The sequence below is a fragment of the Psychrobacter sp. Ps3 genome, assembly GCF_022129275.1.
Taxonomy (GTDB): Bacteria; Pseudomonadota; Gammaproteobacteria; order Pseudomonadales; family Moraxellaceae; genus Psychrobacter; species Psychrobacter submarinus.
On the sequence record NZ_JADQAL010000002.1, the window covers coordinates 19,410 to 37,022 of the forward strand.

Sequence of the window (17,613 nt, forward strand, 5' to 3'; positions counted from 1 at the left end):
TTCCAGACAAGGCGCAAAGCGACGATAATGCATATGCCTTAGCTAGATTTGCAACGCAGTATGGCGCAATTTTAGCATCAGCCGTAGGGACAGGACTCTTTTTTGCCGCTTCATTGGTAAAAATAGACGCTTAGAACGACTAAACTTACTATTTTTACCTTCGAATCGTCTAAAAAATAGTCTCTGTCAGTGCCATGGCTGAATGTTCAACACGCCCTATATGAGATAAATTAGATTAGCCATTATGATTATAGATATTATTGGTGATATTCATGGTTATGCAGATAAACTTGCTGGGTTATTGACTCAGTTGGGTTATGTGCATAATGGTGAGTATTACGTACCACCTGCCAACCACCGCGCCTTATTTATTGGTGATTTGATTGACCGTGGCTCGCAGCAACTACGGACGCTCGAGATCGTCTTTGCGATGCTCGATGCTGATGTTGCTGACGCTGTCATGGGTAATCATGAATACAATGCACTGGCTTATGCAACGCTTGATCCTAATAACGAGGCTCAGTATTTGCGCTCGCATACTGAGCTGCATACTCGCCAGCATGAAGCATTTTTGGCAGAAGCGCCGTTTAACTCTGCCAGCCACCACTATTGGCTTGAGCGCCTCTATGAGATTCCGCTTTGGCTTGAGACTGACTACGCCTGTTTTGTCCATGCTTGCTGGGATGTTGATAGTATGGCGATACTCAAACCCTTGCTGACCGCTGATAATTGCCTAACAAAAAATGCGTTGGTCATGACCTCGCAGCAGCCTAGTGTACATTTTGACGCCTTAGAGCGGGTGTTAAAAGGGGTAGAGACGCCGCTGCCTGAGGGTTTAGTCATGGTTGATAAAGAAGGCACTGAGCGCTCACGAGTCCGCGTACGTTGGTGGCTTGATGAGCTGAATAAAAAAACCCTTCATGAAGTAGCACGGGCGCCCCAATCAGGCTTGGCGCAAATCCCAAAAGATGCGCTAGCTGAAAATATCGACTTCGCCCTCAAGACCGATAAGCCTGTATTTGTGGGTCACTACTGGCTAACCGGTGAGCCGCAGCTGCTGAGCCCGCAGGTAGTCTGTATCGATTATTCAGCGGCGGTCGATAGTGGCTACTTGACGTGTTATCAGCTCGATACTGAGCAGCCATTGCCGCTAGATAATGCTAATTTTGTGCAATACCGTCATGAGTAGATGATTTATAGTTCATTACTAAGTCTACTAGCGTTAATAAAGCCGAAAACCTTATCATTTACATCTATCAGCTTATTATAAAAACTTGTCTTTACGGCAGTAGGGAAACTTTTGTATGATGGGCTTTTTGAGGATATTGCATCATGAGCACACCACCTGTCGAACAACCAAGCCCTATTGCCTCCCCAGCCGGTCAGCCAAAAGTCGGTATCATTATGGGCTCGCAGTCTGATTGGGCCACTATGAGCGCGGCCGCGCAGCTATTAGCGGATTTCGATATTGCCTTTGCTTGTGAAGTAGTCTCCGCTCATCGTACGCCAGATAGGTTATTTGACTACGCTAAAAGTGCCAAAGACCAAGGCTTACAGGTGATCATTGCAGGCGCAGGCGGCGCAGCGCATCTGCCTGGTATGTGCGCTAGTCAAACCTCCCTACCCGTATTGGGCGTACCGGTGAAGTCCTCTATGCTCAGCGGCTGGGATAGTCTGCTCTCTATCGTACAAATGCCAAAGGGCGTCGCTGTCGGCACTTTAGCCATTGGTACCGCGGGCGCTTATAACGCTGCGTTATTAGCTATTCAAATACTAGCGCTACATGATGAAGCAATCGCTAATAAATTACATGAGCTTAGAGAGCAGCAAACACAGACTATCTTAGCTAGCCCAACGCCTGGTATCATTAATAGCTGATAGTTAGTGTACAAAGCAGCTAAATGATTAGAAAATCGCTTTTTCAGTCGTTTCACTTGATATTTATTATCAGATGCGTTTAACTAAACCTAAGGTGCCTATAACGATAGCGCACCTTTTCTTATTTTTACTCTGTTCCAAATCGCTTATTTTAAATCCCTAGAAAACCCAACTCACTGTACCCATTGCTAAATAAAAGAGCCTGTTATGACCACCGCCAATGCCTATCCTACTTCTCAAACTATTCGTACCATCGGTATCTTAGGTGGTGGCCAGCTCGGCATGATGCTCGCTGAAGCTGCTCTGCCGCTTGGCTATCAGTGTGTGTTTTTGGAGGACAATGCCGCTTGTCCAGCCAGCCTTTACGGTACGGTTTATCATAGCGAACAGCTAGAGGACTTTATCGCCGCCGCTGACGTTTTTACTCTCGAGTTTGAGAACACACCGGCACAAACCGTACAGAAGCTCGCCAATCTAGCAAAATCAGGTAAAAATAAAGGCATGTTCCCGCCTCCTATCGCTCTAGATGTCGCGCAAGATCGCCTAAAAGAAAAGCAGATGTTCAATGAGCTAGATATCGCCACAGTGCCGTTTAGGGCCGTGCATTCATTGGCCGAGCTGCAGCAAGCTTGCCAAGACTTAGGGCTGCCTATCGTTTTGAAGACCAGCCGCGGCGGCTATGATGGCAAAGGTCAATATGTCATCAAAGAAGACAGCGACATTAAAGCAGCTTGGCAAGCGCTCAAAGACGCGGTATCGGGTAAAGGTAGTCTCACCCCTACTCCTGCACCGTTGATCGCTGAAGGCTTTATCAACTTTAGCCGCGAGGTGTCCATCATTGCAGCGCGTGGACAAGCAGGAGAGGTGCGCTGTTATGAGCTGGTAGAAAACCATCATCATCACGGTATACTCGCCAAGACTCGAGCGCCAGCTGTCGGCACAAGCCACTTATTTCCTAAGGCAAAAGCGGCGATGACTACGCTGATGAATCATCTCGACTATGTCGGCGTCATGGCGCTTGAGCTTTTCGTCAGTAAAGACGCGCAAGGTCACGACTATCTGCTAGCCAATGAGATCGCGCCGCGCGTGCACAATTCTGGACACTGGAGCATTGAGGGGGCGATTACTAGTCAATTTGAGAATCATATCCGTGCGGTCGTAGGTTTGCCATTGGGCGATACTGACAATATTCATCCAGCGATTATGGTCAATGTTTTAGGACAATACCCTGATATCAAGGACGCGCTCGCTATCGATGGCGCGCACTATCACAGCTATCATAAAGAAGAGCGTGAAGATCGTAAAATCGCTCATATTACCTTGATGCCAAACGACGTGGCTGATTTAGACCCTGCTTTAGCTAAGCTTGTCACAGTATTGCCAAACAAAGTCGGATTAGATAAAACCACCGAACTAGCCGCTAACACTGAATACGCAAATTCTGAGGCTAGCGCTATAAGTGAGGATAAGACGCAAACCACTTCAGCAGCTAGCGAAACCGCTGCTACTAATAGCAGTCCTACAGTTAAAGAAACCAATCACAAGGCCAAAAAATAATGCAGATCTGGGTGGACGCTGATGCGGTGCCAATCGTTGCCAAAGACTTGATTATCAAGACCGCTGAGCGCACGCAAACCATGGCGATATTTGTCGCCAACCAACCTATTAAGCTGCGTAAATCACCGCTGCTTTTAATGACGGTCGTGCCGCATGGTTTTGATAAAGCCGATGACTATATCGTTGAGCAGATTCAGGCAGGTGATTTGGCTATCACTAGCGACATTCCCTTAGCGAATGACATACTCGAGAAAGGCGGAATGGTTTTGACCCCGCGCGGGATGGTTTATAATAAAAACAACATCAAGCAAAAGCTCAATATGCGAGACTTTATGGATACTATGCGCGGTACGGGAATGTTAGAGCTACAAGAGATGAGTGGCCAAAAACCTTATGGCGAGCGCGACAAAAAAGCTTTTGCCGACGGTCTGAATCGTTTGGTACGCTAAAGCTCCAAGCAAGTTTTTACATGACTTGCTTGTTTTACAAAGCGTATACACTCTGCTACCAAACACTATGTAATAGGCACTTACGCTTACCCAAGATACTATCTATTTTTGTTATGCTATTTTTAATTTCTTAAAACATGTAAACAAAGTAAACACTTAAACAAAATTCAGAATTTTAAGAAAATTAATAAATAAAAATAGGATAGTATATGAAAATTTTAGTAATAGGCGCTAGTGGCCGTGTTGGTAGTGACTTAGTTAAACAACTGCTAGCCGAGAATCATCAAGTCATCGGTACCACTCGTCAAGAAGAGCAGCTGTTCTCTGACGATAATTATACTCAGCTAGATTTAGATATTATGGCTGACAAAGACAACATCCAGCAGCAGCTAGAGGATGATATAGAAGCGGTATACTTTGTGGCAGGTTCCGGCGGCAAAGAGATATTAGAAGTGGATCTGCATGGTGCGGTAAAGACAATGCAAGCGGTGCAAGACAAAGGTATTAAGCGCTATATCATGCTCAGCACTGTGTTTTCTTTAGACACCAGCAAGTGGGATAACGAAGGCATTAAAGATCTAAAAGGCTATTATATCGGTAAGCACTACGCCGATCAGTGGTTGGTCAATGATAGCAGCCTTGATTATACTATCGTGCAGGCAGGTGCGCTAAAAGAGCGAGCTGGCACAGGCAAAATCGCTATCGACAAAGATGAAGCCGGTGAAAATGCTATCGAAGATGTCGCAGCGACTTTGGTTGCGGTATTAAATGCCGATAATACTAGCAAAAAGGTCTTTAACATCCAAAATGGCGAGACCGCTATCAAAGAAGCGATTGCCAGTGTATAAACGCTAGCGTTTGTCTAAAACAAGAGCAATTCGATAAAGAAGGATAAGTTATTGAACTTATCCTTTTCTTATTTACGCCAAACCACTTGGCAACGCGATCACCTCTGAGAGCTTGTCAGCGCCAGTGAGCACCATAAGCAGTCTATCTACTCCTAACGCTATGCCGCTACACGGCGGCAAATCATCGCAAGCTGCTAGTAAGTACTCATCTATCGGCATCTGCGCCAAACCATGCGCTACGCGCTGCCTATTATCCGCCTCAAAACGCTCCCTCAAAGCTTGCCCATCTGCTAGCTCATCATAAGCATTCGCAATCTCAATACCGTCTATATAAAGCTCAAAGCGTTTGGCAATCAGGTTACCTTCTTTATCGAGACAGGTTTTGGCTAGCGCCGCTGTAGCGGGCGGATAATCGATAATCAGTGTGGGCAAATCATGACCGAGCTTAGGCTCCACAAGATGACTAAACAACAGATCAAGCCAGCCTTGCCGCATCTCTTCGCTATCTACCGCAAGTGGCTCTGGCGGCGCGATATCTATATTCGCCAGCCCCTTATCTTCTGCTACCGCTTTTAGCGCCTCAAGGCTAGCGCTTAGCGGATGAATACCGACATGATCCATAAACGCATCAATGTAACGGTAATGATTCATAATAACCGGATAGCCATACAGCGCTTCTAGCAGCTTGCCCAACTCTCCAGCCAAATCGTTCAAGCTATAGTGCGGCTGATACCACTCTAGCATCGTAAACTCGATATTGTGCCGCGAGCCGATTTCGTTGTCCCGAAATACCGAGCAAATCTGATAAATCGCCACTTGCCAGCTGGCAAGTAAACGCTTCATCGCAAATTCAGGAGAAGTATGCAAATAAAAGGGTCGCGGTTTATCTTGATAAGTGACCCGAGCAGCAACTGACTGCAAAAAAGTATCGGTATTCGCGGCTTGTGAGAGGAGCGGTGTCTGTACTTCTAACACTTGGCGCTGAGCAAAAAACTGACGAATCGCCACTAGCATCTGCCCACGCCTACGCGCCATCTCTAAGGTCATGGTTGGGGCGTAAGCGGGCTTATCAGTGCGCCTATCATCTGACATAGTGATACTCATTATTGTTTACTACTAATCGGCTATTTTCAATGCTCATTGAATGTTAACTGGTTACTATTTTATGGCGAATTTACTGGTGTTATGACTGCCATTCACGGCGCAGATGATAGTCGCGCCTGAGCTGGTCAAAGTCATGACCATTTACTTGCCCATCCTTAACTGTCGCGCGCAGCTGCTCATCGTCTTGTTTAATATCGTAGAATCTATTTAGTTTATCAGAATTGGCTTTTAGCTCTGACCACAGATATAGGTTATCTGGCAGCAAATTGTGCATAGACTGAGAAAGTGTAATTTTGAGCTCATCGCATAGCGCATCGTAGATCATTTGCGTACCGCGTAGCTTACCTTCTAGGCTATAGCCAGCGATGTGCGGTGTGGCGATAGCAAGCTTGCCGAGTAATGACTCAGCCACTTGCGGCTCATGCTCGAATACATCGAGCACCACTTGCCGATGGCTACGCTCGATATCCGCTGCTAGCGCTGACGCTTCAACTACCGGTCCACGGGCACTATTGATAAGTAACGTATCGGTAGGCATCTTCTGCAAAGCTGCCATATCGATCATATGGTAGGTAGGATAGTCGCTAGTCTTTTTATCCGTTAAAGGCACATGTAAGCTGACGACATTGCTTTGTAGCACCTGCTCAAAGCTTGCATTATTGAACTTCGACGGCGGCAATAAAGGGTCATAGCCGAGCACTTGCCAGCCTAAGTCAGTGGCGTATTGCGCCAATGTGTTGCCGATATTACCTAAACCGATAATCCCTAAGGTTATGCTCTTAGACCAGTACTCTGGCCGCAAAGTCAAAATCGCAGTGAGCACATATTGGGCCACTGAATGCTTGCTAGAGCCTGCTGCATTCGCAAAATGAATATTACGCGCGCTCAGATAGGCCTGATCAACATGATCAGTGCCGATAGTAGCCGAACCGATAAATGTCACGCTACGATTATCCGCTAATAGCGACTCATTGATAGGCGTGACAGAGCGGATTAACAGCACGTCGGGCTGATGAGCAGCGAGCAATTGCGCGTCAATCTCACGCCCTGCTACGCGAATGATGTTGACCGTTTGCTGAGTGTTTTTGCCAAGCGTCTGCGCATTAAAAAACTCATCAAGGCTTGCGATGTTGCTATCGGCAATGATAGTCAAAGTAGCCGTTTTATCAGCTTTAGCATTAGACATAGTTAGGCTTCTTTTAAGATAGGGAGTATAAGTTTACCGCGCGTTTTAGCTTTTGCTATCCGGCTTATCTATTAGCGCGACAATGCCATCACCTGACAGTACCACATCTTGCGAGGCAAAGATCTCATTTTTATGATTAGAAATCCACTCTCGCCACACAGCCAAACCGATAGCTAGCACGACTGGGCCAATAAACAGACCAACAAAACCAAAAGCAGTCAAGCCGCCTAATACGCCAATAAAAATAATAATAAAAGGAATCTTAGTCGCGCCGCTAATAACAATCGGCCGAATCAAATTATCGACCCAGCTGATGACCAGTATGCCCCACAGCGCTAGCCCAATACCCTCTGTCGTGTGACCTTGGCTTAACAGCCAAATCGACACCGCTCCCCACGCAAATGGTGTACCAAAAGGAATCAAAGCTACGATAAAGGTGATAATCGTTAATAAGATAGGGCTCGGAGAATTAGAGAAGTAATAACCAATACCGGCGAGCAAAGCCTGCGCCAATGCCGTCAAGCCAATGCCATAGACTACTGCCTGTGTCGTGGTACCGACAGAGTCGATATAGCCATCGATACGGTTACCGATGATATTACGCAGCGCCTGTCTGATTTGGCGCATCAAGCTATTACCATCGCGGTAGAAGAAAAACAGCGTCATCAGTGCCATACCAAGCTTCGCCAAACTACTGAACACAACATCAAATGCCACTTTACCATAGTACAAATGCGACTGTATCCAAGTTCGAAACGCTTCAAGCGCGCCTTCAGGGTTTTTATTGATACTCCAAAGAATGTCTTTAATCTGCTGACCAATCACCGGTAAGTCTTTGATCGCGTCTGGCACATCTAGATAGCCCGCCTTGACGCGGTAGATGATATTACTATACAAGCTCAGCGCTTCTTGCTGCAAGATAAACACCCCAACCAGCAAAGGCACGCCTATGATTAAGCTGATGCTAACCGTCATAATGCCGGCGCTAACGCCTGAGCTAAACTTCGCCTTTTCATTAAAAAACTTATAAATAGGAAAAGTGACGTAAGCTAAAATGGCCGCCCATAGCGCAGGTATGATAAAAAACTGTATCACCTGAAAGCACAGAATGAACAATACCACTAACAGCGTTATCGCCAGCAAGCGCTGAATAATAAACTCTTTTGTCCAGTTTTCAATCATAGCTATCAACCAAGAAGGCACCATAAAAACCGCGAGATTTTTATCGTAAAATGTATAAATATAACGATATGACGCTGCTAAAAAGTATAGCGTTCATAAAGACAGACTTAATAAGGTATGTTTGCTGTTTCGCGCGCCAGTACTGCCAGTACTTATTTATAAACCCGCTAGCGCTATCTTAGCCAAAGTGCTACCTGACGATACTACAAATAGGATAACTATTAAGAAGTAGCCAATAGCTTTTTAATGAAGGATTTTTACTTATTAAAAGCTTAAGCCTTTTATTCATAATGTGTAAGAGCACAAGCCTAATCGTCGATAGCTATTATGCAATAAGCCTCTACAGAACAGTAATAGTATGTTGTAATTTTTACTTACAATTTTATGCCTAAGGTTGCTCAAAACTAAAGAGGAGCTGTATTTTTGATAAAGGACAATACCTCTAAAACAAGCGCAACTAGCCGATAAATCTAACCCAACCTGTAATTCTTATCATGAAAACTAGTCAGTCATCTACTAGGCTAAATGACCGCAGCATTCTCTTAGGTTTGGTAATTGATGTTATACTAAAGGCATTGTGCTCGTTTTTTAACTGCTCTCAGACGATCCCTCGATAAGATGGCTTTTAAAGAGTAGCGCTAGGGTTATTCTGCTTTTGCATCTAGTATTTTAGATGTCAAAAGCTTAATTATAATGATTTTAGCTTAGCAGTTTTGCTGGCAAATAACAGCCCTAACCCTGAGCACAACCCAAAAAAATAACAATGCATTTTTTATTTTGCTCGACTTATAACCATTCACTACTCAGATAATATATCTATAGGAAAATAACAATGTCAAAAGACAACAACTCAAATTCTGCTGACAAAGGCGGAGTTAATCATGCCCAAGCGAATGCTGACACGGGTGCTAATAATGCTGCCGGCAATGTCACTTTTGCGTTGGCGCAATCGCATTTTTTAGTCGGCGATATCAATACCAATACCGATAAAATGCGCAAACTGGCCATCGAAGCTCGAGAACAAGGCGCTGATGTCATTATCTTTCCGGAGCTGGCCTTGCTTGGCTATCCGCCGCAAGACCTATTACTGCGCCCTAGCCTTTCAGGGCGAGTCAAAAGCGCGCTATCGGCGCTCAGTGACATCGAAAACATCGTGATGATTGTCGGCTATCCTCATGTCGATCATCATGGTACTTTTAACTCAGCAGCTATCTTACATAATGGTCATCAAAAGGGCTTTTATCACAAGCAAATCCTGCCAAACTACGGCGTTTTTGATGAGCGCCGTTACTTTGATAAAGGCCGTAATCAGGTTTTATTCGACTACAAAGGTCTCACTATTGGTCTGCTCATCTGTGAAGACTTATGGGAAAAAGCGCCTATCAGCGATCTCAAAAAACAAGGCGCTGATTTGGTCATTAGCCTTAACGCCTCGCCTTTTGAGCTTGATAAACAAGACAACCGTAAGGCCATGCTAGCCAAACGCAGCAGCGAGCAGCAGTTGCCCATTTTATATCTCAATGCTGTCGGTGGCCAAGACGACTTAGTCTTTGATGGCGGCTCGATGGCGGTGCAAGCAGACGGCACTATCGCTCACGAAGCGCCAAGATTTATGGAGCAGCTATTATTGGCCAGCTTAGATGTCAGCACTGCCAAATTCGACACTCAGCAAAAAGCGCCCTTGAGTCTGAGCCGTGAGTCTGAGATGTATCAAGCCTTAGTCGTTGGTCTACGCGACTATGTCAATCACTCAGGATTTACTGGGGTAATTATTGGCTTATCAGGCGGTATCGACTCAGCACTGACCTTATGCATCGCCGTTGATGCGCTAGGTGCGGACAAAGTCTATGCGGTGATGATGCCTTATGAGTACACCTCAAAGATCAGCTTGGAGGACGCGCAAGCACAAGCGCGCCGCTTAAACGTCTCTTATACCGTCTGCCCGATCTTCGATGCTGTTGAAGGCATTCGCCATACGCTAGCGCCTTTATTTAACAAATCACCGGCCGATACGACCGAAGAGAATATCCAAGCGCGCGCTCGCGGCGTTATCTTGATGGCGCTGTCCAATAAGTTTGGGCATTTGGTCATTACTACCGGTAATAAGTCGGAGCTGGCGGTCGGCTACTCAACTTTATACGGTGATATGGCAGGCGGCTTTGATGTGCTAAAAGACGTGTACAAATCACAAGTTTATGATTTAGCCAGTTACCGCAATCGCTTGGAGGACACGCCTGTTATTCCTGAGCGCGTCATTACGCGTCCGCCATCGGCTGAGCTGCGCCCTGATCAAAAAGACCAAGACAGCTTGCCTGACTACGATACCTTAGATGCTATCTTGACCCTTTATGTTGATGAAGACATGGGCTATCAAGAAATCATCGATAAAGGCTTTGAGGCACAGCTTGTCGCCAAGACGATCAAGATGGTAGATAATAGCGAGTACAAGCGTCTACAAGCGCCAATCGGTACTAAGGTCAGTCACAAAGCCTTTGGCCGTGAACGCCGTTATCCACTGGTTAATAAATGGTCTATTAAAGGCTAAGCCCGCTTGTTACAGTCGTCTCACTTTTATCATTAGCTGGGTTCTTGCCCAGCTTTTTTAGTTTTTATAAATAAGTTTTTTTGGTTTATTCCCTACTTATCTATCATTTTATATCCGAGTACGTCATGAGCTTGCTAACTGCTAGTGTGTTTATCTTTATCCTAATTGCGCTGAGCGCTATTGTTTCAAGCTCGGAGCTAGCGCTGGCCTCCGCTAAAAATCAATCAGTTGCTGGTTACTAAGTTGGAGAACGATACTCAGTAACAGTACTAAAATAACGCTAAAAACAATGCGAAAACAACGCTAAAACAATGCTTAATAACGGTACTTCACCATAGAGACCCTAATCACGCGCGCCAAAAATAGCGCTGCCAACGCGTACCATCGTTGATCCCTCTGCTATCGCCTCGGTCATATCAGCGCTCATACCCATGCTAAGGGTGTCCCATGAGCTCAGCTCTGGATGAGCCTGTCGCACCTCATCAAACAGCTGCTTGGTGCGAGCAAAAGCGTCGGTGTCCGCTTTGGCAGGGATAATCATCAGGCCGCGCAATTGTAAGCGCTCATACCCCTTAACAGTCGCTATCAGCTCTGGTAGCTGCTCAGGCGTACATCCAGACTTACTCTCCTCGTCATCGATATTGAGTTGAATTAAGACGTTAAGGGCTGTCATATTATCAGGGCGCTGATCATTTAAGCGCTTGGCAATAATGTCACGCTCAAGCGTTTGTACCCAATCAAAATGCTCAGCGATATCACGGGTCTTATTACGCTGAATACTGCCGATGTAATGCCAAACGATATCTTCTGCCTCCGCCTCTGCTCGCAGTTGAGTGATTTTCTCCAGCGCTTCTTGTAGATAGTTCTCACCAAAGTCGCGCTGCCCTCTCTGCGCTAGAGCTTTTATCCTCTCTACAGGTTTGGTCTTTGAAACAGCTAGCAGCTTGACATCATCTATATGGCGATGGCTTTGCTTGCACGCCTCTGCCACCTCTGCGTTGACTTGTTGCCAGTTATTTATCAATTCATCAGTTGCCCGATTATCAGTATTCATAAGTCACTCAGGTGTTGTAAACATTTTAAAGGTGTCTTTCGCCTCTTATAGTAAACTCAATTTAAAAGTGTTATAGCGCTACTGGAGTGAATTTTTCGCAGCCTCTGTGATAGCAGCACGCAAGAAAAATTTATACCAGTAGCGCATTTGAATTGATGACAGTTTTATTTTTAATAGACTATAGACCAAGATAAGCTAAATATATCAAATTAGGGCGTGTTGAACATTCAAATATTAGGACTGCTGATAGATAAAATCGCACCAAACTAGGCGTAAACCGACGATAATGTCGAGGCCTTAGCTAGGTTTACAACACCGTTTGGGGTGATTTTAGCATCAGCCCTTTGGGGCGGGGCTCTTTTTTGCCAATACATGGCGAAATTGTCTATCCTAGAATGACTAGGCTTCGAAAATTTCACTGCGTATTGCCTGAAAAATAGCCGCCGCCAGTGCCACATTTGAATGTTCAACACGCCCTAATCTATTTTTGCATTTTATTTATATAGCAGATGGTTATATAAGCCTAGTCTTGTTATGATATTGTTACACGAATTAACGTAAGCGTATGAGTCGCTTATCTTAATTGTACTGGTTATACAAAACTGATTGCCAAGAACTGATCAATAGGAAAGCCCTATCATGACTGAAAAAAGCGCTATAAGTATCGAAGACTTATTGCAGTTCACCGTCAAGCACAAAGCCTCTGATCTACATATCTCAGCAGGAATGCCAGCGATGATTCGAGTCGATGGCGAGATGACACGCATCAACATGCCGGCGATGAGTCATCAAGTCGTGCATCAGCTCATTTATGACATCATGAATGATAAGCAGCGCGCTGATTTTGAAGAGTTTTTTGAGACGGATTTTTCTTTTGCTATACCCAATTTAGCACGCTTTCGGGTTAACGCTTTTAATCAAGACCGCGGCGCAGGAGCCGTATTTCGGACGATTCCCTCGACTGTTTTGACTCTAGAAGATTTAGGCATGGGGGATATATTCAAAAAAGTCTCAGACTTTAAGCGCGGTATTGTCTTGGTCACCGGTCCGACAGGCTCTGGTAAATCAACGACCTTAGCTGCGATGATCGATTATATCAACGAGACTCGTAAAGAGCATATCTTGACTATCGAAGACCCTATCGAATTTGTGCATCAGTCTAAAAAAAGCTTAATCAATCAGCGCGAAGTGCACCGCGATACCTTAGGTTTTGAGCCAGCACTACGCTCAGCTTTACGTGAAGATCCCGACGTGATATTGGTCGGTGAGCTACGTGACCTTGAGACTATTCGGCTGGCACTTACCGCGGCTGAAACCGGTCATTTAGTGTTTGGCACTTTGCATACCAGCTCAGCGGCGAAGACTATTGACCGGGTCATTGACGTTTTCCCAGCTGCTGAAAAAGACATGATTCGCGCTATGCTATCAGAGTCTCTACAAGCAGTCATCTCACAAACCTTGCTACGTCGTCAGACTGGCGGCCGTATTGCGGCCCACGAGATTATGCTTGGGACCCCTGCTATTCGTAACCTGATTCGCGAAAATAAAATCGCCCAGATGTACTCGTCAATTCAGACCAGTGCTGGCGACGGTATGATTACTCTTGATCAAACTCTAAAGAATTTAGTTAGCCGAGGTACGATATCGCGGGAAGTGGCGCGTCCTTATGCCAAGCAGCCTGAGACTTTTTTATAGCGCATATAGCCGTCACAGTATCTTGCGAGACTAGGCAGTAACTGGCTAATGAGTAACACAGTTTGTGAAAGGATTTATATAGCTTTTTAACTTAGAGATTTTTAATTTTATTATTATAGTTTGGGAAAACCATGGACTTCGAAAAACTGCTGCAACTCATGATTGCAAAAAACGGTTCCGATCTGTTTATTACCGCTGATGTCGCCCCTTCTATGAAGGTCAATGGCCAGATTTTTCCGATTGGTAAAACACCGCTCAATGGCGAGCAAACCATGAAGCTGGTCAAAAGCGTCATGACGGGCAGTCAGCAACAAGAGTTTGAAAGCACCAACGAGTGTCAATTTGCCATTACCGATGAAGCACAGCAAGCGCGCTTTCGGGTCAGTGCTTTTGTGCAGCGCGATATGGCGGGCATGGTTCTGCGTAAGATTGAAAGCAAGATTCCAACCGTTGAAGAGCTGGGTCTCCCCGCTTCTTTAAAAGAATTGGCAATGGAAAAACGCGGTATTATCTTATTAGTAGGCGCTACCGGTACTGGTAAATCTACCACTTTAGCGGCGATGATAGGCCACCGTAATAAAAACTCGCACGGCCATATTATCACCGTTGAAGACCCTATTGAGTTTGTGCATGAGCATCAAGGGTGTATCATCACTCAGCGTGAAGTGGGTATCGATACGCACTCGTTTGAAGCAGGGCTAAAAAACACTCTGCGCCAAGCGCCAGATGTTATTTTGATCGGTGAGATTCGTAACCCAACAGTGATGAGCTACGCCATTCAATATGCCGAGACAGGACATTTGGTGTTTGCCACTTTACATGCCAATAACGCCAACCAAGCCATCGATCGTATCATTCACTTTTTTGAAAGCGAGCGCCATACGCAGACCTTTATGGATCTATCGCTTAACCTAAAAGGTATTGTCGCGCAGCAGCTCATTCCTACTGTCGATGGTGAAGGTCGTCGCGCAGCGATTGAAATACTGCTAAACTCGCAATTAGTCAGTGATTATATTCGTAAGGGTGAGATTCATGAGATAAAGAATGTCATGACTCGCTCACGTGATAGCGGGATGCAAACCTTTGATCAGGCACTATTCGACTTATACGAAAATGGAGAGATAGAGTACCAAGAAGCGATTAAACACGCCGACTCCCCGAATGATTTGCGCCTACAGATTAAGCTCAATAGTAAAAAGAATAAACGCAGCTTCACCGACAACAGTGAGAGCTTGTCTTTACATAACAGCTAGTTTTATTTAAAGCATACAAAAAAGCAGCTTACCTTTTTAAGATAAGCCACTAAAAGGAGATGCTGCTTTTTTGCTGCAAGGATATCAGCTATCTAGCATTATCTTGGCATGCTTGATTATTACAAATGCCGTACAGCACCAAGGAGTGGCCTGATAGCTTAAAGCCATGCTCTTTCGCTACTTTGAGCTGCTCTTCTTCGATGACCTCATTATGAAACTCAATGATTTTGCCACAGATATCACACACCAGATGATCATGATGCTCCTCTTGAGTGATCTCAAACACCGATAAGTTATTTTCAAAATTATGGCGCTCAACAATACCAGCTTGCTCAAACTGAGTCAGCACTCGGTACACGGTCGCTAGACCAACGTCCTCTCCTTGCTCAATCAGCGCTTTATAGACCTCTTCTGCGCTCATATGATGACGTTCTGCCTGCTCAAGCAGCTCTAATATTTTCACACGCGGTAAGGTTACCTTTAGCCCCGCTTTACGTAGTTCCTGATTGGTAATCGTCATAATATCCCTTCTGACTGTTAAGTCTTAACAAATAAGAATAAAGAAATCATTATTAAAAGTAGTTAGCCTTATACTGACAATTTAAAGCTAAAATAATGCAGTTATTAGTCGCTAGTACCACCCTTTAACCCTAACACAAGTCTATGAATCTAAAACGTAAATCATTAAGATCCGCCTCACACACTGCGTAAATAATGTCGTAAGTGGTAGGCAATTGCAAGTAAATGACGTATCATTTGTTCAAGATTGCCGGCTAGAGTCGCCATAGTGGCGATGCGCCGTGCCCCACCCATTTTTTATGAGTCATCTTACCATGATAAAGTCGCAAGTTCTCCGTACTCCAAATCTTTTATCTTCTAGCAAAATCTCTTTACCAAAAGCCTTTTTGCGTAAAGGGCTACTGGCATTGACCTTGGGCGCTAGCGTTGCCCTATCTGGTTGTTCGCTGTTTAGCGTCTATACGATTGATTTGCCGCAAGGGACACCTATTACCCAAACGCAAGCGCAGAAACTGCAAGTAGGTATGAATCAAAACCAAGTACTCTACATCCTAGGCAGTCCTGCTATTCGAGATACTCTTGCACCTAATCGCTGGGATTATATTTATGACTATCAGGCCGGCACTGAAGGCAAGCGTAAAGGCATTGCTGATGTCAAAAATGCCAGTCAGCATCTGATCGTGTATTTTGATGAGCAAGGTATCGTTACGCGTATCGAAGGGGTTGACTCACTACCCGTCTCTTAGTTAGATGACTTCGCGACGCTTTTGCTTTTACGCTGAGACATAGGATCAGCGTTTAGGCTGCGGTAGACCTCGATGCGATCGTAAGCTTGCAACTGATAGCTTAGAGGCTGCTTTTGCGCGTACACACCAACGTGCCAAAGCTTAGCTTTTGGCACTTCTACCTCTACCATCTGCTCACACCACACCGCCAGCTCCGCAAACTGCGATAGCCATCCTGCTTGTGCTAACGCCTCATATAGCGTCGTACCCGCTTTTACAGTGAGCGGTTTATAGTGTTGACGCTGCGCGGTTTCAGCATACGCCAAGTATACGGTAATCATAGAGGATGTCGTAACGGCAGCACTGCTCTTATCCGTTAGCTCGACCACGATAGCACCCAACCGACAAAGGCCAATATCATTGCTAGTGGCACCACTAGACGTATCGCTACACGCCAAAGGTTGTATAGCGCCTCGCTACTAAAATTCAAAGCCTTACGTAAATGGCTAATCTTCATCTGCCAGCCCGCAAAGATCGATAGCAACAGTACTGCGATACTGCTGACGATGACTAATAAACCCACGAGCCATATCGTCGGAACTGCAACCGCTAAGATCGCGACTAATACTAGCGTGAGCACGAGGCTGACGAGCAAGCCAAACTTATGCGCCAATTGCTGAGTACTATAATGCAGCAAATAACTGGCGACAAATAACACCCCAAACCAATAAGACAACTGCCCTATAGGCGGTAACGATAAGGCACTCATTAATAAAGCGACGACCCCGACCACTAACTGCAATATCCAAATCGGTAATACTCGCTTCGTTGCTGGCAGCTTAGTTTGCGCGCTGCCAGTCGAGAGGCTAGACGCTGAAGTATTAGTAAATGAGCCGCTCTGCTGATCGCTAGATACTGCAGTTTTAGACGCTTTACTGACTAAATGCTGCCCAAACCAATACAGCCCTGTACCTGCGCCAACACTAACCAACGCCAAAGCGACAGCGCGCGCCCATTCGCTGAGCGTAATGTTAGTCATAGTAAAGTCAATACTTGGCAAGCCATTAGCAAACCCTAGCAATAACCCTATGATAATGAGTCCTAGCCCAATCGGTAAGGTAGTGGCACCAAGCAAACTCAATAACACGACTATGACCACTAAGCCGCCTGCCACCGCAAAATGCGGTAGATTAGGCGCACTATTTAGCTCCATCAATGCGGCTAACATACCACTGCTCGCACCTGATATGACCAGCGCAGCGATGACGATAGTCACTACTGCTGCCAGCCAGCCAAAGCCGCGCCAGATAGGGCTAGCGTCTGCTTCCCGAGTCAGCTTTTGCATTCCGGCCAATGGCGCCTCGACACTGCGGTAAGCTAAGGCAATCTCAGCATACACTACGGGTAGCGACACCAGTACCATCGCCAATAACCACAGTAGCCAAAAATCAATCTGCCCTACTAAGTCCGGTGCAAACCAACGAAAAAGTAATAGCGGCAGTAATGCTGCTATAAAATAAGAAGCATAGCGGCTCATCATAATCTCAATCCAAACTAATCTAAGGTTAGTAATAGTACAAAAAATCCGCTCATCTTTAAACGGTATTATTGAATCGAT

At 45.4% G+C, this 17,613-nt stretch carries 16 protein-coding genes; 9 read left to right on the top strand and 7 right to left on the bottom strand.

Features of this window, described 5'->3' with window-relative positions:
- Positions 1-244 precede the first annotated feature (244 nt).
- From I3248_RS00765 to I3248_RS00785, 5 genes are all read left to right on the top strand, one after another.
- A complete protein-coding gene (locus tag I3248_RS00765; protein ID WP_238062192.1) occupies positions 245-1,189 on the top strand; it encodes a metallophosphoesterase in 945 nt (314 codons plus the stop codon).
- 143 nt (positions 1,190-1,332) lie between these two features.
- Positions 1,333-1,878: a 5-(carboxyamino)imidazole ribonucleotide mutase gene (gene purE / locus I3248_RS00770; protein WP_201600448.1), complete on the top strand. Its 546-nt coding sequence runs from the start codon at positions 1,333-1,335 to the stop codon at positions 1,876-1,878.
- A gap of 207 nt (positions 1,879-2,085) precedes the next feature.
- Positions 2,086-3,435: a 5-(carboxyamino)imidazole ribonucleotide synthase gene (locus tag I3248_RS00775; RefSeq protein ID WP_238062193.1), complete on the top strand. Its 1,350-nt coding sequence runs from the start codon at positions 2,086-2,088 to the stop codon at positions 3,433-3,435.
- Positions 3,435-3,884 (top strand): YaiI/YqxD family protein, encoded by a 450-nt coding sequence (locus I3248_RS00780; RefSeq protein ID WP_238062194.1) that lies wholly within the window; start codon positions 3,435-3,437, stop codon positions 3,882-3,884. Before I3248_RS00775 ends, I3248_RS00780 begins: the two co-directional genes overlap by 1 nt.
- A 209-nt stretch (positions 3,885-4,093) precedes the next feature.
- Entirely contained in the window at positions 4,094-4,732 is a 639-nt protein-coding gene (locus I3248_RS00785) for an NAD(P)H-binding protein (protein ID WP_238062195.1), read from the top strand.
- A gap of 72 nt (positions 4,733-4,804) precedes the next feature.
- Here the strand turns inward: I3248_RS00785 and epmA are convergent, their stop codons facing one another.
- From epmA to I3248_RS00800, 3 genes are all read right to left on the bottom strand, one after another.
- A complete protein-coding gene (epmA, locus tag I3248_RS00790; protein WP_238062196.1) occupies positions 4,805-5,824 on the bottom strand; it encodes an EF-P lysine aminoacylase EpmA in 1,020 nt (339 codons plus the stop codon).
- A gap of 91 nt (positions 5,825-5,915) precedes the next feature.
- Positions 5,916-7,022 carry a 4-phosphoerythronate dehydrogenase gene (locus I3248_RS00795; RefSeq protein WP_238062197.1) on the bottom strand — a complete coding sequence of 369 codons (1,107 nt, stop codon included), beginning with the start codon at positions 7,020-7,022 and terminating at the stop codon, positions 5,916-5,918.
- Positions 7,023-7,067: 45 nt separating this feature from the next.
- Complete coding sequence (locus I3248_RS00800; protein ID WP_025646435.1) at positions 7,068-8,204, bottom strand: AI-2E family transporter; 1,137 nt, start codon at positions 8,202-8,204, stop codon at positions 7,068-7,070.
- A gap of 832 nt (positions 8,205-9,036) precedes the next feature.
- On the opposite strand from I3248_RS00800, the gene I3248_RS00805 reads away from it, so the two are divergent.
- Positions 9,037-10,749, top strand: a complete 1,713-nt coding sequence (locus I3248_RS00805) for an NAD+ synthase (RefSeq protein WP_238062198.1) — start codon at positions 9,037-9,039, stop codon at positions 10,747-10,749.
- A gap of 343 nt (positions 10,750-11,092) precedes the next feature.
- Here I3248_RS00805 and I3248_RS00810 read toward each other — a convergent pair whose 3' ends face one another.
- A complete protein-coding gene (locus tag I3248_RS00810; protein WP_238062199.1) occupies positions 11,093-11,803 on the bottom strand; it encodes a YggS family pyridoxal phosphate-dependent enzyme in 711 nt (236 codons plus the stop codon).
- A gap of 657 nt (positions 11,804-12,460) precedes the next feature.
- Here I3248_RS00810 and I3248_RS00815 point away from each other — a divergent pair.
- Complete coding sequence (locus I3248_RS00815) at positions 12,461-13,498, top strand: type IV pilus twitching motility protein PilT (protein WP_025646432.1); 1,038 nt, start codon at positions 12,461-12,463, stop codon at positions 13,496-13,498.
- A gap of 131 nt (positions 13,499-13,629) precedes the next feature.
- Positions 13,630-14,751, top strand: a complete 1,122-nt coding sequence (locus tag I3248_RS00820; protein WP_201610079.1) for a PilT/PilU family type 4a pilus ATPase — start codon at positions 13,630-13,632, stop codon at positions 14,749-14,751.
- Positions 14,752-14,839: 88 nt separating this feature from the next.
- Here I3248_RS00820 and fur read toward each other — a convergent pair whose 3' ends face one another.
- A complete protein-coding gene (fur, locus tag I3248_RS00825; RefSeq protein WP_238062200.1) occupies positions 14,840-15,271 on the bottom strand; it encodes a ferric iron uptake transcriptional regulator in 432 nt (143 codons plus the stop codon).
- Positions 15,272-15,569: 298 nt separating this feature from the next.
- Here fur and bamE point away from each other — a divergent pair, with 298 nt between their 5' ends.
- Positions 15,570-16,016 (top strand): outer membrane protein assembly factor BamE, encoded by a 447-nt coding sequence (gene bamE / locus I3248_RS00830; RefSeq protein ID WP_037059445.1) that lies wholly within the window; start codon positions 15,570-15,572, stop codon positions 16,014-16,016.
- Here the strand turns inward: bamE and I3248_RS00835 are convergent.
- Positions 16,013-16,384, bottom strand: coding sequence for an RnfH family protein (locus I3248_RS00835; RefSeq protein WP_238062201.1), 372 nt, complete (start codon positions 16,382-16,384; stop codon positions 16,013-16,015). The genes bamE and I3248_RS00835 overlap by 4 nt on opposite strands.
- On the bottom strand, positions 16,372-17,535 hold the full coding sequence (locus I3248_RS00840) for a hypothetical protein (protein WP_238062202.1): 1,164 nt from the start codon (positions 17,533-17,535) through the stop codon (positions 16,372-16,374). Before I3248_RS00840 ends, I3248_RS00835 begins: the two co-directional genes overlap by 13 nt.
- Positions 17,536-17,613 lie beyond the last annotated feature (78 nt).

Coding starts and splice junctions, on each gene's coding strand:
- epmA (WP_238062196.1), bottom strand. CDS start 5,824: ATGTCAGATGATAGGCGCACTGATAAGCCCGCTTACGCCCCAACCATG.
- I3248_RS00795 (WP_238062197.1), bottom strand. CDS start 7,022: ATGTCTAATGCTAAAGCTGATAAAACGGCTACTTTGACTATCATTGCC.
- I3248_RS00810 (WP_238062199.1), bottom strand. CDS start 11,803: ATGAATACTGATAATCGGGCAACTGATGAATTGATAAATAACTGGCAA.
- I3248_RS00805 (WP_238062198.1), top strand. CDS start 9,037: ATGTCAAAAGACAACAACTCAAATTCTGCTGACAAAGGCGGAGTTAAT.
- purE (WP_201600448.1), top strand. CDS start 1,333: ATGAGCACACCACCTGTCGAACAACCAAGCCCTATTGCCTCCCCAGCC.
- fur (WP_238062200.1), bottom strand. CDS start 15,271: ATGACGATTACCAATCAGGAACTACGTAAAGCGGGGCTAAAGGTAACC.
- bamE (WP_037059445.1), top strand. CDS start 15,570: ATGAGTCATCTTACCATGATAAAGTCGCAAGTTCTCCGTACTCCAAAT.
- I3248_RS00800 (WP_025646435.1), bottom strand. CDS start 8,204: ATGATTGAAAACTGGACAAAAGAGTTTATTATTCAGCGCTTGCTGGCG.
- I3248_RS00820 (WP_201610079.1), top strand. CDS start 13,630: ATGGACTTCGAAAAACTGCTGCAACTCATGATTGCAAAAAACGGTTCC.
- I3248_RS00840 (WP_238062202.1), bottom strand. CDS start 17,535: ATGATGAGCCGCTATGCTTCTTATTTTATAGCAGCATTACTGCCGCTA.
- I3248_RS00780 (WP_238062194.1), top strand. CDS start 3,435: ATGCAGATCTGGGTGGACGCTGATGCGGTGCCAATCGTTGCCAAAGAC.
- I3248_RS00785 (WP_238062195.1), top strand. CDS start 4,094: ATGAAAATTTTAGTAATAGGCGCTAGTGGCCGTGTTGGTAGTGACTTA.
- I3248_RS00765 (WP_238062192.1), top strand. CDS start 245: ATGATTATAGATATTATTGGTGATATTCATGGTTATGCAGATAAACTT.
- I3248_RS00775 (WP_238062193.1), top strand. CDS start 2,086: ATGACCACCGCCAATGCCTATCCTACTTCTCAAACTATTCGTACCATC.